The sequence below is a fragment of the Mesorhizobium sp. LCM 4576 genome, from assembly GCF_001854815.1.
GTDB classification, from domain to species: Bacteria; Pseudomonadota; Alphaproteobacteria; order Rhizobiales; family Rhizobiaceae; genus Mesorhizobium; species Mesorhizobium plurifarium.
Map to the genome: position 1 here is coordinate 15,963 of NZ_MDDT01000037.1, position 14,426 is coordinate 30,388.

The window sequence follows — 14,426 nt, forward strand, 5'->3', positions numbered from 1 at the left end:
CGAGGACATCATCATGGCCGAACATACCGTCGCCTCCTTCGACGAGGATCTGAGGCAGATCAGCCGGCTCATCAACGACATGGGCGACCTTGCCGCCTCGATGGTCRGCGCCTCGACCAGGGCGCTGCTCGAAAGCGACAATGCGCTGGCGCAGCGCGTCGTCTCCGACGACGCCATCATGGACGCAAGGCAGCGCGAGCTCGACGACCGCGCCATCACGCTGATCRCCAAGCGCCAGCCGATGGCCGACGACCTGCGCAGCGTGGTCGGAGCGATCCGCATGGCGGGCGACCTCRAGCGCATCGGCGATCTCGCCAAGAACATCGCCAAGCGCGTCGGCTCGGTCGGCGTCAGCGCCGCGCCGCGCGACCTCACGCATTCRATCGATTCCATGGCGCAGATGGTGCTGATCCAGGTCCAGGGCGTGATCCAGGAATACACGGTGGGCGATGCCACGGCGCTGGCCAAGCTTCGCAACGACGACGAACGCATCGACGTCAAATACACATCCGTCTTCCGAGAGCTGTTGACCTATATGATGRAAGATCCGCGCAACATCACCGCTTGCACGCATCTTCTGTTCTGCGCCAAGAACCTCGAGCGCATCGGCGACCATGTGACCAACATCGCCGAGAACGCCTATTATGTGTTGACCGGCACGCAATTGCCCGCCAACCGTCCGAAGCAGGACGAGACGGCAATGTCGGCGCCGGCGGCCTGACGGAAAAGGTTACMCCGATGATCGCGCCACGCATCATGGTGGTGGAGGACGAGGAGCCGCTGGGGGTGCTGCTCCGCTACAATCTCGAATCCGAGGGTTACCAGGTCGAAGTGGTGACCCGCGGCGACGAGGCCGAAATCCGCCTTCAGGAAAACGTTCCCGACCTGCTCGTGCTCGACTGGATGGTGCCGGYGGTGTCCGGCATCGAGCTTTGCCGGCGCCTCAGGATGCGGCCAGAGACCGAGCGGCTGCCGATCATCATGCTGACCGCGCGCGGTGAAGAGAGCGATCGGGTTCGAGGTTTGTCCACCGGCGCCGACGACTATCTGGTCAAGCCGTTCTCGACGCCGGAGTTCATGGCGCGCGTCAAGGCGCTGTTGCGCCGCGCAAAGCCTGAGGTGCTGTCCAGCGTGCTCAAGGTCGGCGACATCGTGCTCGACCGCGAATCGCATCGCGTCTACCGCAAGAAGAGCGAGATCAGGCTCGGCCCGACCGAGTTCCGGCTGCTCGAATTCATGATGCGCCACCCCGGCCGCGTGTTCTCGCGCAGCCAGCTGCTCGACAATGTCTGGGGCGAGACGATCTATATCGACGAGCGCACCGTGGACGTCCATGTCGGCCGCCTGCGCAAGGCCGTCAACAACGGCCGCATGCCCGACGTCATCCGCACCATCCGCGGGGCGGGCTATGCGATCCGGGAGGATTAGGTTCGCCGTTCGCAGAATGACGCGTCCGCTACCGGATCGCATGCGTTGGCGAGTAGCCGGGACGGTCGTGCTTCGTCATCGACGGGCGGAGCAAGGAGCGTAGCGACGCAGCGCAGACCCGAGGATCCATTCCGTGACGTCGACGCGCTGCGGCGGCGCAGAATTCTGCTCGGCTGCGCCCGACGTCCGAGGTAACGGAATGGATTCCAGGGTCTCCGCGACGGAGCTTCGCTCCTGCTCCGCCCTGGAATGACGAAGCTTCGGGGCCTTCGCTAATCTCCGGTGTCCAGCGGGACACTCGAAACCAACGATCACTCAAAGTGGCTCAAGCGACGTGCTTGCCCGCTCTTGCCTGAACCCCCGGCGCGAAAATCTCCTGGTCGACGAAGGTCAGCGCGCGCATGGCGCAGCCTTCGCGGATCAGCGGCAGCTCGTTCGGCTCGGTGTCGAAGGAGATCGATTCCGAATGCTGGCCGCCGGCGGTCTGGGCGATCGCCTTCCTCAGCGCCGGCTCGATCAGGTCGAAGGCGGCCGCGCTGACGCCGACCATGGCGACGGGCGCCGGATCGATGAGGGCGAACAGGCTGCCGAGGCCGAAGCCCAGCGCCTCGCCGGCCCGGCGATAGGCCTCCCGCTCGGGACCTTCCTCGAGCCGGGCCTTYGCGGCAAGCGCGCGCATGTCGGCGTCGCCGACGTCCGTCGGCGCGGCATCCTCGCTTATGCCCATGGCGCTGCGCCAGATGGCGTAGTTGCCGRCATAGGCCTCCACGCAGCCGCGCCGGCCGCAGCGGCAAAGCGCGCCGCCCGGACGGTGGATCATGTGCCCGAACTCACCGCCGGAGGAATGTGTGYCGGTGAACAACTGGCCCTTTAGCACTAGGCCCATGCCGATGCCGTGCGACAACAGAATGGCGATGAAATTGTCGCGATAGCGGTTGGGGTCACGCCACTGCAGCGCCACCGCCATCATGTTGCAGTCGTTCTCCATGGTGGCTGGAATGCCGAATTCCCTCTCGAGGATGTCGGCAAAAGGAATGTCGGTCAGCGGCGTGATCGGCGACCACARCATGGCGCGCGCGTGGGAATCGGTAATGCCCTGGATACCCATGGCGATGCGGGCGACGCTGCCGACGTCGAGGTCGGGATCCTGCAACCGACGCCGGACGATCGCCATGCATTCGCCGATCAGTTCTTCACGCGGCATGACAAGTGTGTCCAGGCGCTGCTGCTCCTCGGCAATCACCTGGCCGGCATAGTCGATGACGGCGACCGACAGGAAGTTCAGCGACAACACCACGGTCAGCACCGCGGCGGCTTCGGGGTTGAGCGCCAGGCCGATCTGCGGCCGGCCGCGTTTCAACGCCGTCGGCTCGCTGGCCTTGCTTTCGGTGAGAATGCCTTCCTGGATCAGATCGGCGGAAATCGCCGAAATGGTCGAGTGGCTGAGCCCGGTGGTGGCCGCGATCTCCGTCCGCGATGGCTGACCGGCGCGGCGCACGGCCGAAATCACCATGGCGCGGTTGCGCCGGCGCAGATCGTCGTGGCGGATTCCGACCGACATTGGCTGAAGTATTTCCTCCTGGTCATCACGGCTTGATGATGCCATGGGCCGCCGGTGACATGCTAGGGATACTGGCAGAAGCAGCCGACGCTGTCATTATTTATTGCGGAGCTCGAAAAAAAGTTCGCGGCACCTCAAAAACCATCAGAATCCGAGTTGACAGCGGCACAGCGTTGGATCAGTGTTTTTTCGAGGCTCGAAAAAAAGCCTCTGTGCCGGCCTTCGGGCCAGTCTGGGTCGCGCCATACGGGCGCAGGGAGGATATCATGAAGAAATTCGCAGCCGCCATCCTGGCGGGCGTTGCCATRTCGCTGACGCTGGCGTCGGTCGCCGAGGCGAAGGACAAGGTGATCGGCGTCTCGTGGTCGAATTTCCAGGAAGAGCGCTGGAAGACCGACGAAGCGGCGATGAAGGCCGCCATCGAGGCCGCCGGCGACAAGTATATTTCGGCCGACGCGCAGTCCAATCCGGGCAAGCAGCTGACGGACGTCGAAAGCCTGATCTCGCAGGGCGCCAACGCGCTGATCATCCTTGCGCAGGACGCTTCGGCGGTCGGTCCGGCAGTGCAGAAGGCGCTCGACGAAGGCATCCCGGTTGTCGGCTACGACCGCCTGATTGAGAACAAGGACGTGTTCTACCTGACCTTCGACAACAAGGAAGTCGGCCGCATGCAGGCCCGCGAGGTGTTCAAGGTGAAGCCCGAAGGCAACTACGTCTTCATCAAGGGCTCTGGCGCCGATCCGAACGCCGACTTCCTGTTCTCGGGCTCCATGGAAGTCCTGAAGGACGCGATCGACAGCGGCAAGATCAAGAATGTCGGCGAGGCCTATACCGACGGCTGGCTGCCCGCCAACGCGCAGAAGAACATGGAGCAGTTCCTGACCGCCAACGACAACAAGGTCGACGCGGTCGTCGCGGCCAATGACGGCACCGCCGGCGGCGTCGTCGCGGCGCTGACGGCGCAAGGCTTGGCCGGCACCGTTCCGGTCTCCGGCCAGGACGGCGACCACGCGGCGCTCAACCGCATCGCGCTCGGCACGCAGACCGTGTCGGYGTGGAAGGACGCGCGCGAGCTTGGCAAGAACGCCGCCGAGATCGCCTCGCAGCTCGCCGGCGGCAAGAAGATGGGCGATATCGCCGGCGCCAAGGACTTCACGACGCCCGGCGGCAACACCGTCAAGTCGCTGTTCCTGACCCCGATCGCGATCACCAAGGACAATCTCAACGTCGTCATCGACGCCGGCTGGATCAAGAAGGACGAAGTCTGCGCGGGCGTGCCCGCCGGCAGCGTCAAGGTCTGCAACTAAGTCTGCCGGCTCTCGATCAAAATCCTTGCGCCGCGGCAGGAGCGGTTCAATGAACCGCTCCTGTTCCTTGTTTACCGCAATCCCGAACGGAAAACCGCTACGCACTTTTCCTGGGATTGCTTTGAAGCCGCGGCGTTTTCTCAAAAAGATTTGTGTTTCCGCCCCGCGCGGATAGTTTTTAGGCTCGATTTCGGTATCCGCGTCAGACGGCAAGCCGGCGGGAGGACATCATGACCGACACGACGTCTACCACACCGGCAGACACTGCGCGGGCATCCGAACTCGGCGCCGTTGCCCGGTTCCTGAAGGCGACCGAGCTCGACACCCGCATGCTCGGCATGATCGGCGCGCTGCTGCTGATCTGGGTCGGGCTGCATGTGATCTCCAGCCTGCGGCTTGGCGTCAACCCGCTCGACTTCGACAGCCGCACCTTCCTCACGCCGCGCAACCTCTGGAACCTGTCGGTGCAGACCTCGGCCGTGGCGATCATGGCCTCCGGCATGGTGCTGGTCATYGTCATGCGCAACATCGACCTGTCCGTCGGATCGGCCGAAGGGGTGATCGGCATGGTCATGGGCTTCGCCCAGGTGCATTTCCTGGTTCGCTTCGTCGGGCTCGAGCTCGGCAACCCGTGGATCTGGATCCTGGCATTGCTGATCGGCCTGGCRCTCGGCCTCATCATCGGCGCCTTCCAGGGTTTCATCATCGCCTATCTCGAAGTGCCGGCCTTCATCGTCACGCTGGGYGGATTGCTGGTATGGCGGGGCGCTGCCTGGTGGGTCACCAGCGGCCAGACCGTTGCGCCGCTCGACGCCACCTTCCAGTTGATGGGCGGCGGCCCGGCGGGCTCGATCGGCGCCAAATGGAGCTGGGCCGTCGGCATCGTCGCCTGCCTGGCCGTGATTTTCATGCATTTCAACGGCCGCGTGCAGCGCAAGCGCTTCCGCTTCCCGCTGCGTCCCGTATGGGCCGAGACGCTGCTTGCCACGGTCACCTGCGCGATCATCCTGGGCGCGGTGTGGCTCGCTAACTCCTACCCGTGGCCGGTCGGCATCGTGAACCGCTACGCCGCAGCCAACAACATCACCGTGCCCGAGGGCGGGCTGTTCATCGCGCATGGCATCGCCATTCCGGTGCTGATGGCGGTYGCCGTCGGCCTGATCATGACCTTCGTCACCAAGCGCACGCGCTTCGGCCGCTATGTCTTCGCCATCGGCGRCAATCCGGAAGCGGCCAACCTCGCCGGCATCAACACACGCTGGATCACCATGAAGGTGTTCATGATCATGGGCGTGCTGGCGACGATCGCGGCGGCGATCTCGTCGGCCAGGYAGAATTCGTCCACCAATGTGCTCGGAACGCTGGACGAGCTGCTGGTCATCGCCGCGGCCGTCATCGGCGGCACTTCGCTTGCCGGCGGTTCGGGCACCGTGCTCGGCGCCATGCTTGGCGCGCTTCTGATGCAGTCGCTGCAGTCCGGCATGGTGCTGCTTGGCGTCGACTCGCCGCTGCAGAGCATCGTCGTGGGCGCCGTGCTGGTCGTCGCKGTCTGGCTCGACACACTCTATCGCAAGCGCGTTTGATCAGGGAGAGATCCAACATGGCTGAAAAATCCGCTCCTGCCGGCGTTCCGCTGGTCGACATGCGCAATATCTCGATCGCCTTCGGCGGCATCCGCGCCGTCGACGATGCGTCGGTCGATCTTTTCCCCGGCGAAGTGATGGCGCTGCTCGGCCACAACGGCGCCGGCAAGTCGACGCTGATCAAGATCCTGTCCGGCGCCTACAAGCGCGATAGCGGACAGATCTTCATCAATGGCGAGGAGGCTTCGATCGCCAACCCGCGCGACGCCAAGAAATACGGTGTCGAGACGATCTACCAGACGCTGGCGCTGGCCGACAATGTCGATGCCGCCGCCAATCTCTTCCTCGGCCGCGAGCTGATGACCGGCTGGGGCACGCTGGACGACGTCGCCATGGAAGCCGAGGCGCGCAAGGTGATGGGCCGGCTCAATCCGCGTTTCCAGCGCTTCAAGGAACCGGTCATCAAGCTGTCGGGCGGACAGCGGCAGTCGGTGGCGATCGCGCGCGCGATCCTGTTCAACGCCCGCATCCTGATCATGGACGAGCCGACAGCGGCGCTCGGYCCGCAGGAGACGGCGCAGGTCGGCGAACTGGTCAAGCAGCTCAAGGCCGACGGCATCGGCATCTTCCTGATCAGCCACGACATCCATGACGTTTTCGAGCTCGCCGACCGGGTCTGCGTGATGAAGAACGGCCAGGTGGTCGGCACCGCGCGCACGACCGATGTCACCCAGGACGAGGTGCTCGGCATGATCATCCTCGGTAAATGCCCGCCAGGGGCGATTCCGGGTCCAGGCGCGCTGAAGATCGCGGCATGAAGGCGAACCGATAGCCGGCTAAGTAATGGCTGGATGATATGCCAGCCGCAGCGATGATTTGACCGCGCCATTGTGTTGACGCGGAGACTTGCCCATAAAGGTCGTCGACCGTCCACGGGCCGCATCCTTGATTTGAAGAAGCTCTTTCCGATCGTCGCCTTCATCGCCGTCGCGCTGATCAGCCTGACGATGGCGGGGTTCGCCTATTTCGCGACGCAGGAGGCGGCTCGGATCAAGTTCGAGGGCACCGCCGACGACGCGCTGAGCCGCATCGAGAGCCGCATCGACCTGCATCTGTCGCTGCTGCGTTCGACGCAGGCGCTGTTCGATGCCCGCAACGGCGACATCACGCGCGGTGAATTCAAGGCCTTCTTCACCGCGCTCGATATAGACGACAATTTCGCCGGGCTGCGCGGCATCGGCTTCCTGAGGCTCRCCAAGGCCGGCGACGAGGCGGCGGTCGAACGCGATATCCTGCACGATCTTGGGTCGGCGCACCCGATCTATCCCGCAACGACCGAGCAATGGCGCACGCCGATCGTGCTGTTCGAGCCGCTCGATACGTCCAACCAATCGATCATCGGCTTCGACATGTTCACCGAGCCGGTACGGCGCGCGGCGATCGAAAAGGCGATGGCCGACGACCAGCAGCATGCGAGCGGCGTCGTCCAGCTCGGCGAGGGCGCCGGCGTGGCRCAGACCTTCACCGGGTTCTTGGTTTTCGTGCGGCTGAACGTCGAAACCGCGCCCGAAGTGATCAATGCAAGCCGCTCCTCCACCGCCGGTTTTCTCTACGCGGCCTTCCGCGCGCAGGACCTGTTCCAGGTCGCGCTCAGCCATTCGCCGCTGCTGCCGGTCAACGTCGAGGTCTATGACGGCAAGCCCGAAGCCGGCAATCTCTTGTTCCGTTCGGAAGCGCCGCCGGCGGAACGCATCGGGGCCAAGCTTCTGGCGCGTCGCGATATCGTCGTCGCGGGCCGGCCCTGGACCGTGCTGTTCAGGCCGACAAGCGCTTTCGAACCGCCGTCCTCGCGCGCCATTCCGGTGATGCTCGGGCTGTTCGGCCTTTTGCTTGCCGGCGCCATCGCGCTGGTGGCGCGCTACCAGGAGCGCACCTATGAGGCGAAATCGGCGCTGCACGAGGCGACCGAAAAGAGCCTGCTGGAAAAGGACCTGATCCTGCAGGAGATGAAGCATCGCATCAAGAATTCGATCACCCGCGTGCTGGCGATCGCGCGGCAGACGGCCTCGCAAGCCACCGACGTCAAGGAGTTTTCGGCTTCGTTCTCGGCGCGCCTCCAGGCCATGGCCGCATCGCAGGACATGCTGACGCGCTCGCGCTGGCAGAAAGCCGATCTTGGCGACCTGCTGCGCATCGAACTCGGGCAGGTGTTCGGCAAGGATCTTCCCGAAGGGGTCTTGTCGGGGCCGGAGGTGCTGCTCGACGAGACGACGACGCAAGCGCTCGGGCTGACCTTCCACGAACTCGCCACCAACGCGCTGAAATATGGCGAAGCCGGCAATTCGGTGGGCGCCCTCAAGGTCGACTGGAGCATTGAGGGGCGCGRTCGCGAGCGGACGCTGCTCTTGAACTGGCGCGAAACGGGCCAGAAGAACCTGGAAGCGCCGGCCAAGACCGGCTTCGGCACCAAGCTGATAGACGTCAATGTCACGCGTGAATTGCATGGCACGATCGCGCGCGACTATCGTGACGATGGACTGAAGGTGGAAATCAGGATCCCGCTGGCCGCGTGAGCGGCTCAAAAGTTCTTGGCTGGCGAATCAGCATTTTAATCCGAGGGGAACCGGAGGCCGGCTGCCGGCCTCCGGTCTCTCTCAGGTACCGAACTAGTTGCAGCGAGCCGTGTAGATCCGGCCGCGATGATCGCGATACTGGCAATAGCCGTTGCGCAGGTTGCGAACCAGAAGGCCCGACCCGGCGCCGACGGCCGCACCGATCAGCRCACCCTTGCCGCCGCCGACCAGACCGCCCACGCCGGCGCCGATCAGGCCGCCGCCCACGACGTCCTGCTCGGTCGTGGTGCAGCCACTGACGGCGACCACGGCAACCATGGCAATGATCATCTTCCGCATAGAATTGCTCCTCACTTTTGTCCTCACTTTTGGCAGTGCCAACAGCCATTTATCACGAAAAAACGGGCTTTGCCTGCCCGATCTTACTGTTGTTTAAGATAGTCTTTTTCGGGGCGCGCGCTGTTTGACGCGACAAGCATGCCGGAAACCTCCAAAGACGCGACCAGCGTGCCGTCGGACCGCACGTTCCAGACGATCTGATCGTAATCGTCTTCCAGCGCCGGATCGACGGCAAGGCACTTGCCGATGATGTGGGGGGCCTGACCCTGCAGGTCGCCGAGGGCGAAAGGCCATTCGGCGACGCAGGCCTCAGCGCTCTCAAAGACGCTGACGGGCACTTGAAGTTCCCGGCAATCGGTCATCGTGCTCGAACAGCCGACGACGAAAAGCAATGCGGCGATGTGTTCCATGGCTCCAAACCTCTCGCCGCACACAACGATTCTCGGCGAACGAAAGTTCCGGGCCTGGATTTCAAGGCGTCGCGTCGAACGGATACAGGCGGCGCTTCAAGGTTCTGTCTCGATCCCGCGCGGGGTCAGAACAATTGCCAGGCCGCGGCCAAGGCCACAGCCGCCAGAAGCGCGATCGCGCCGAGGCGGAGCGAAAGATGCGACGATCGCGCCGGCGGCGGCTCGGCATCCTGGAAGCCGCTCATCGAGACGCGGGCGGCCTGTTCCAGCCTGTTCATGTCGGCAACCATCATGTCAGTCTCCCAGGTCGCACGCCGGGGCGCGGATGGGTGTCCGGCGTATTGTTGGCCGGGAACACAGAATCGGACTTTATGGTGAACAGCCGGTTAAGACGCTTTGCCGGCAAGGCTCGATTTTACCRCAATTYCGAACGGAAAACAGCGACGCACTTTTCCTGGAATTGCTCTCGCGCCATCGGCGRCATGATCAATCCGTCTCGAAATTCCCGTGCGGGACGGTGAGACGGTATTCCATGCGGTCCTTGCCGATTTCCAGCGTCGCGGAGCCATTCAGCGACATCGGCACGACGCGTTCCAGCGCCACGCTGCCGAAGCGCTTCTCATTGCGCGGGGCGTCGCCGATCGCTTCGGTCCAGGTCAGCAAAAGATTGGGCGAGGTTCCGTTTTCGGGATGGAGCCGGGCGCGCACCTCGACATGCCCGTCCGGCCGGGACAAGGCGCCATAGCTCACGGAATTCACGGCCAGCTCATGCATCGCCAGGCCGATATGCAGGGCCGCGTTGGGATTGAGGTAGGGATTTTCGCCCGTGAACCGCAGGCTTTTGGCCAGATCGCTGCTGTAGCGGCCGACCTGGCCCGATACGAGCTCCTGCAGCGCCGCTCCTCGCCAGTTGGAGGATGTGACCAGATCCTGCGAGGAAGCGAGCGATTGCAACCGGCCGCGGAACCGCGCCAGGAAGTCGCTGAGCGTCTCCGTATAGCGTCCGGTCTGCGTGGCGATGCTCTGGATGATGGCCAGGAGATTCTTCGATCGATGGCTGACTTCGCGCAGCAATGCCTTCAGCGTCTGCTCGCGGCGTTTCTGCTCCGTCGTCTCCACCATCGTCGTGACGACGCCAAGAACGTCGCCGGCTTCCCCGCGGTCGGCATCGATCCAAAGCTGGAACCAGCGGACGCCCTGGCTTCCCGGAATGCTGAGCTCGAGCTGATCCGCGTTGCCGGATTCGATCACACCCAGCTTGGCCGCTTCTATGCGCTTGGCCTGCACCGGCGAAAGCAAATCCTTGCCGTCGGCCGTCTCGGACGCCCAAGGCGCGCTCATGTTGYGCGCCCAGACCGTCTTCATCTGCCGGTCCTGGTAGAGAACCGAGATCCCGGCATTGTGCAGGGCATGAAGCAGGGCCCGCCCCAGCTGCATCCCGCTCTCCGAGGGATGCATCGCTATCACTTCGCCGTTCTGCTTCTCGTCTTTCGTGGGACCCTCGGAAGACATTGGAAATATATTCCCGCGCTCGGTCCTTGAACGGATCAATCCGCAACTGGTTCCGCGGGCCACCCGCCCCCGCGACCGCAKGGTYCCTCAAAAACGGTCCGCCGGACGGTGCTCTTTCGAGGCGCCGTCCGGCGGTGGCTGGAAACCGTTTGAGGGGTGCGGCTTCCAGTGTTGCGGTCAGGCTCTCCTGAAGAGGCCAGCGATGAGCGAAATCACCAGGAAGGCGAGGAAGATGAAGAACAGAATCTGCGCGATGCCCGCCGATGTGCCGGCGATGCCGCCGAACCCAAGCGCGCCGGCGATGATCGCAACTACGAGGAATACGAGCGCCCAGTACAGCATGATGCGTCTCCTTCTTCTGTCGGGAAAAGAACGTGGCTCGGTGTCGTTTGTTCCACCATTTGCCGAAAAAGACGATCCCCCTCGAAGGCYTTTCAAATCGCAAACGGGCAAGCGTCACGCGCGGCGAAAAAGCCGCGCATGAGGGTCCAAATATCTTGAAATATCTTGGCTTCGGCAGGCTCAGGCGGCGGCTTTGGCCTGGCGATCGAAGAACAGGGCCTGGCTGATCAGAGCCTTGACCATGTCGGGATTGAAGGGCTTTGTGACCAGAAATGCCGGCTCGGGGCGTTCGCCGGTCAGCAGGCGTTCCGGAAAGGCGGTGATGAAGATCACCGGCACCGGCGTCGAGGACAAGATTTCGTTGACGGCTTCGATGCCCGAGCTGCCGTCGGCGAGTTGGATGTCGGCCAGGACCATTTTCGGCCGCGTCTTGCCGAACAGGGCCACTGCCTCGGCATGCGTGCGCGCCGTGCCCACCACGCGGTGGCCGAGACTTTCGACCATCTCCTCGATATCCATGGCGATCAGAGGCTCGTCCTCGATGATCAGCACGTCCGTCGCCACTTGGCGGGAAATCTCGTTGCTTGCCTGGGCCAGCAGCTCCGAGAACTCTTCCTCCCCGACGTCGAGGATTTCCGCCGCCTCGTCCTCGCTGAAGCCTTCGACGGCAACCAGGAGGAAAGCCTGGCGCGGACGGGGCGCGAGCGCATTCAGATTGGCCGCGGCCCGCTGCTCCCAGGCGGTCTGAGCCTGTTCCTGYGGCACGCGGATGGCCACGGAGGTGAACAGCCTGGCGAAAACCTTGTAGAGCGCGATGCGGTCGCTCGAGGCTTCGGGGAAGATGTTGGTATCGGCGATGATGGCTTCCAGCATCGCGGCGACCAGCGCGTCACCGCTCTCCTGCGATCCCGATACCGCCCGCGAGAAGCGGCGCAGGAACGGAAGATGCGGGGCGATGGTAGCTGACAAACTCATTATTGACGTCTCCCTCAGATGACGTTGCACGTTGAAGGCCACGCTGATTGCACGCCCCGAAAAATCAAACGCCGGCTTCCAGAAAAAGTTCCGCCGGCCGTGGAACTAAATTACAAAGCGGGCGTTTCGGGGGTTCGGGATGGGCGACCAGACGAGGATTCCGCTTGCGTTGTGGTTTGCAGTCGAAGAGCGGTTCGGGTGCTGGAAATTAGGGCTACTATGAAAGAAATGTCAAAAAAGCAGATGGCTGATGCCGAAAAAAGGCATCGGAACGGGGATGGCAACCCGCTGGGGGCGAACTCCGAAATCGCGCGCAAGCTCAAGCAGTATTATGACGAGCTGGTCTCGGACCATGTGCCGGACCGCTTCGCTCAGCTGCTCAGCCAGCTGGAACAGGCCGAACCCGCCCAGAAAAAGGACTGAGGCATGGYGGCGGTATCCCAGAGCTTCAAGACCGAGCTGCTCGGTGCGATCCCGAGCCTGCGCGCTTTTGCCGTGTCGCTGACGCAGAATGCCGACCGGGCCGACGACCTCGTCCAGGAAACGCTGGTCAAGGCCTKGGACAAGCATGAGAGTTTCCAGCCGGGCACCAATTTGAAGGCATGGCTGTTCACTATACTGCGCAACGAATTCTATTCGCAGATGCGCAAGCGCGGCCGCGAGGTGCAGGACAGCGACGGCATCATGACGGCCAGGCTTGCYGTCCACCCGGCTCAGCACGGCCAGCTCGACCTCAAGGATTTCCGCGGCGCGCTCGAGCAACTGCCCGAGGACCAGCGCGAGGCCATCATCCTGATCGGCGCTTCAGGCTTCTCCTATGAAGAAGCCGCCGAGATATGCGGCTGCGCGGTCGGAACGATCAAGAGCCGCGTCAGCCGGGCGCGCGCAAGGCTGCAGGAGATCCTCAAGATTTCCGGAGAGGACGAGTTCGGGCCCGATGCGATCTCGGCGCAGGTGACAGGTTCGAACGCGGCTTGAGCCGATCATCGTTACGATTCCGATTGCAAGGATAGCCTCAGGCCGGGGCGATCCGGCCGCAGGCCATGGCTAGGGCTTCGATCAGATCGTCGCCCGAGTAAGGCTTGGTGACCAGCTGGACGTCCGGGAACGCGTCCTTGACCTCGTCCGGATCCGAATAGCCGGAGGCAAATACGAACGGTATGCCCTCGCGGCGGAGCCGGGCGGCGAAATCCAGGGTCGAAACCTCGCCGAGCATCAGGTCGACCACCGCCACGTCGAAACGCGCGGGCAGCRCCTGCCCGTCGATCTCGCCGAGCGTGCGCGCGATCGTGATATCGGCGGCGCCGTGGTCGCGGCAAAGCTGCTCGACGTCCATCGCGATCAGGAACTCGTCTTCCAGGACGAGGATACGCAGTCCGTCAAGCAGTGCTGGCACTTATCGGTGTCTCCTCGGCAGGGCCGCACTCATGCTCGGAATTCGTCGCCATGTCATTTAAAAAAGACGTGGCCAAAAGAGACAGGAGTCCAAGCCTCGCGGAACCCCCGGCGGTTTCAAGCGTTTCCTTGCGCCCACAGGGGCAGGGATTTCGAAGAGGGGTCGAAATGTCCAGCCAAAGCGCACATCCGGCTGCGAGCCGTCAATATTCTTGCGAAGAGTKCCCGTTGCGGCCATTGCCTGTTTTTCGCGCGTTCGAAAAACAGGAGCTGGAGTTCGTGAGCGCTTTCAAGCGCGGTGAACTCGCCGTCGACAAAGGGGCGACAATACTGGTCGAAGGCAGCCACAGCGCACATCTCTACACCGTGCTGTCGGGCTGGGCGTTCCGCTACAAGCTCTTGCCCGACGGGCGCCGGCAGATCCTCAATTATTCCATGCCTGGCGATCTCATCGGCCTGCAGGGAAGCGTGATGGGCGAGATGCAGCATTCCGTCGAAGCCTTGTCGCCGATGCTGCTGTGCGTCTTCGAGCGCGACCAACTGCAGGAACTCTATCGCAACCATCCCGGCCTTGCCTATGACATCACCTGGATCGCGTCGCGTGAGGAACGCATGCTGGACGAGAATCTGCTCAGTATCGGCCGCCGCACCGCGCTCGAGCGAGCGGCCTACCTCATCGCCTTCATCGCCAGCCGGGCGCGCAGCGCCGGACTGAATGGCAAGACGCCGCGAATCCCGATCACGCAACAGCATATCGCCGACACGCTCGGCCTTTCTCTGGTCCACACCAACAAGACGATCCGCAAGCTGATGGACCGCAAGCTCGTTCTGTGGCGAGATGGYGGCTGCGAAGTGATCGACCATGACGGACTGAAGAAGCTTGCGCGCTGGGAGGGGCTCGGCGAGGAACGGCGGCCGCTGATCTAGGTCGGCTCGAGCCGTCGAATCGGGAACTTTGATGCAGAACAGACGTTGAAATCCAAGCAAACGCAAGGAGTTAG

At 63.4% G+C, this 14,426-nt stretch carries 17 protein-coding genes; 9 read left to right on the forward strand and 8 right to left on the reverse strand.

All coding sequences use genetic code 11. From position 1 onward, the window contains the following. The first annotated feature begins 13 nt into the window (after positions 1–13). Together phoU and phoB are read left to right on the forward strand one after the other, a co-directional pair. Entirely contained in the window at positions 14–721 is a 708-nt protein-coding gene (gene phoU / locus LCM4576_RS21055) for a phosphate signaling complex protein PhoU (protein ID WP_071034380.1), read from the forward strand. Between the two features lie 17 nt (positions 722–738). Continuing rightward, on the forward strand, positions 739–1,428 hold the full coding sequence (gene phoB / locus LCM4576_RS21060) for a phosphate regulon transcriptional regulator PhoB (protein WP_071034382.1): 690 nt from the start codon (positions 739–741) through the stop codon (positions 1,426–1,428). 325 nt (positions 1,429–1,753) lie between these two features. On the opposite strand, the gene LCM4576_RS21065 is transcribed toward phoB, so the two are convergent. Continuing rightward, positions 1,754–2,989, reverse strand: coding sequence for an ROK family protein (locus tag LCM4576_RS21065; RefSeq protein ID WP_071034384.1), 1,236 nt, complete (start codon positions 2,987–2,989; stop codon positions 1,754–1,756). A 266-nt stretch (positions 2,990–3,255) separates the two neighbouring features. Here LCM4576_RS21065 and xylF point away from each other — a divergent pair, with 266 nt between their 5' ends. The 4 genes from xylF (at position 3,256) to LCM4576_RS21085 (ending at position 8,452) form a co-directional block, all read left to right on the forward strand. Then, on the forward strand, positions 3,256–4,296 hold the full coding sequence (gene xylF / locus LCM4576_RS21070; RefSeq protein ID WP_071034386.1) for a D-xylose ABC transporter substrate-binding protein: 1,041 nt from the start codon (positions 3,256–3,258) through the stop codon (positions 4,294–4,296). Positions 4,297–4,526: 230 nt separating this feature from the next. Continuing rightward, complete coding sequence (locus tag LCM4576_RS21075) at positions 4,527–5,879, forward strand: sugar ABC transporter permease (RefSeq protein ID WP_071034387.1); 1,353 nt, start codon at positions 4,527–4,529, stop codon at positions 5,877–5,879. Between the two features lie 17 nt (positions 5,880–5,896). Beyond that, positions 5,897–6,697 (forward strand): ATP-binding cassette domain-containing protein, encoded by an 801-nt coding sequence (locus LCM4576_RS21080; protein ID WP_071034389.1) that lies wholly within the window; start codon positions 5,897–5,899, stop codon positions 6,695–6,697. A gap of 132 nt (positions 6,698–6,829) precedes the next feature. Further along, the gene (locus tag LCM4576_RS21085) at positions 6,830–8,452 is read left to right on the forward strand and encodes a CHASE domain-containing protein (RefSeq protein ID WP_071034391.1); all 1,623 of its coding nucleotides are present in this window, start codon (positions 6,830–6,832) and stop codon (positions 8,450–8,452) included. 93 nt (positions 8,453–8,545) lie between these two features. Here the strand turns inward: LCM4576_RS21085 and LCM4576_RS21090 are convergent, their stop codons facing one another. The 6 genes from LCM4576_RS21090 to LCM4576_RS21110 all read right to left on the reverse strand — a co-directional run bounded on the left by LCM4576_RS21090 (position 8,546) and on the right by LCM4576_RS21110 (position 12,030). Further along, a complete protein-coding gene (locus LCM4576_RS21090; protein ID WP_071034392.1) occupies positions 8,546–8,791 on the reverse strand; it encodes a lipoprotein in 246 nt (81 codons plus the stop codon). An 83-nt stretch (positions 8,792–8,874) separates the two neighbouring features. Continuing rightward, positions 8,875–9,201, reverse strand: coding sequence for a hypothetical protein (locus LCM4576_RS21095; protein WP_071034394.1), 327 nt, complete (start codon positions 9,199–9,201; stop codon positions 8,875–8,877). Positions 9,202–9,326: 125 nt separating this feature from the next. After that, positions 9,327–9,494, reverse strand: a complete 168-nt coding sequence (locus tag LCM4576_RS36845; protein WP_198540285.1) for a hypothetical protein — start codon at positions 9,492–9,494, stop codon at positions 9,327–9,329. 193 nt (positions 9,495–9,687) lie between these two features. Beyond that, the gene (locus LCM4576_RS21100; protein ID WP_071034396.1) at positions 9,688–10,713 is read right to left on the reverse strand and encodes a sensor histidine kinase; all 1,026 of its coding nucleotides are present in this window, start codon (positions 10,711–10,713) and stop codon (positions 9,688–9,690) included. Positions 10,714–10,890: 177 nt separating this feature from the next. Further along, positions 10,891–11,055 carry a DUF1328 domain-containing protein gene (locus tag LCM4576_RS21105; protein WP_018429836.1) on the reverse strand — a complete coding sequence of 55 codons (165 nt, stop codon included), beginning with the start codon at positions 11,053–11,055 and terminating at the stop codon, positions 10,891–10,893. 180 nt (positions 11,056–11,235) lie between these two features. After that, entirely contained in the window at positions 11,236–12,030 is a 795-nt protein-coding gene (locus LCM4576_RS21110; protein ID WP_040985062.1) for a response regulator, read from the reverse strand. A 219-nt stretch (positions 12,031–12,249) separates the two neighbouring features. Here LCM4576_RS21110 and LCM4576_RS21115 point away from each other — a divergent pair, with 219 nt between their 5' ends. Continuing rightward, positions 12,250–12,453: a NepR family anti-sigma factor gene (locus tag LCM4576_RS21115; protein WP_040985060.1), complete on the forward strand. Its 204-nt coding sequence runs from the start codon at positions 12,250–12,252 to the stop codon at positions 12,451–12,453. A 3-nt stretch (positions 12,454–12,456) separates the two neighbouring features. After that, the gene (locus LCM4576_RS21120; protein WP_071034398.1) at positions 12,457–13,008 is read left to right on the forward strand and encodes a sigma-70 family RNA polymerase sigma factor; all 552 of its coding nucleotides are present in this window, start codon (positions 12,457–12,459) and stop codon (positions 13,006–13,008) included. A 37-nt stretch (positions 13,009–13,045) separates the two neighbouring features. Here LCM4576_RS21120 and LCM4576_RS21125 read toward each other — a convergent pair whose 3' ends face one another. After that, complete coding sequence (locus tag LCM4576_RS21125; RefSeq protein ID WP_083361452.1) at positions 13,046–13,426, reverse strand: response regulator; 381 nt, start codon at positions 13,424–13,426, stop codon at positions 13,046–13,048. Between the two features lie 167 nt (positions 13,427–13,593). Here LCM4576_RS21125 and LCM4576_RS21130 point away from each other — a divergent pair, with 167 nt between their 5' ends. Continuing rightward, entirely contained in the window at positions 13,594–14,352 is a 759-nt protein-coding gene (locus LCM4576_RS21130; RefSeq protein WP_071034400.1) for a Crp/Fnr family transcriptional regulator, read from the forward strand. Positions 14,353–14,426 lie beyond the last annotated feature (74 nt).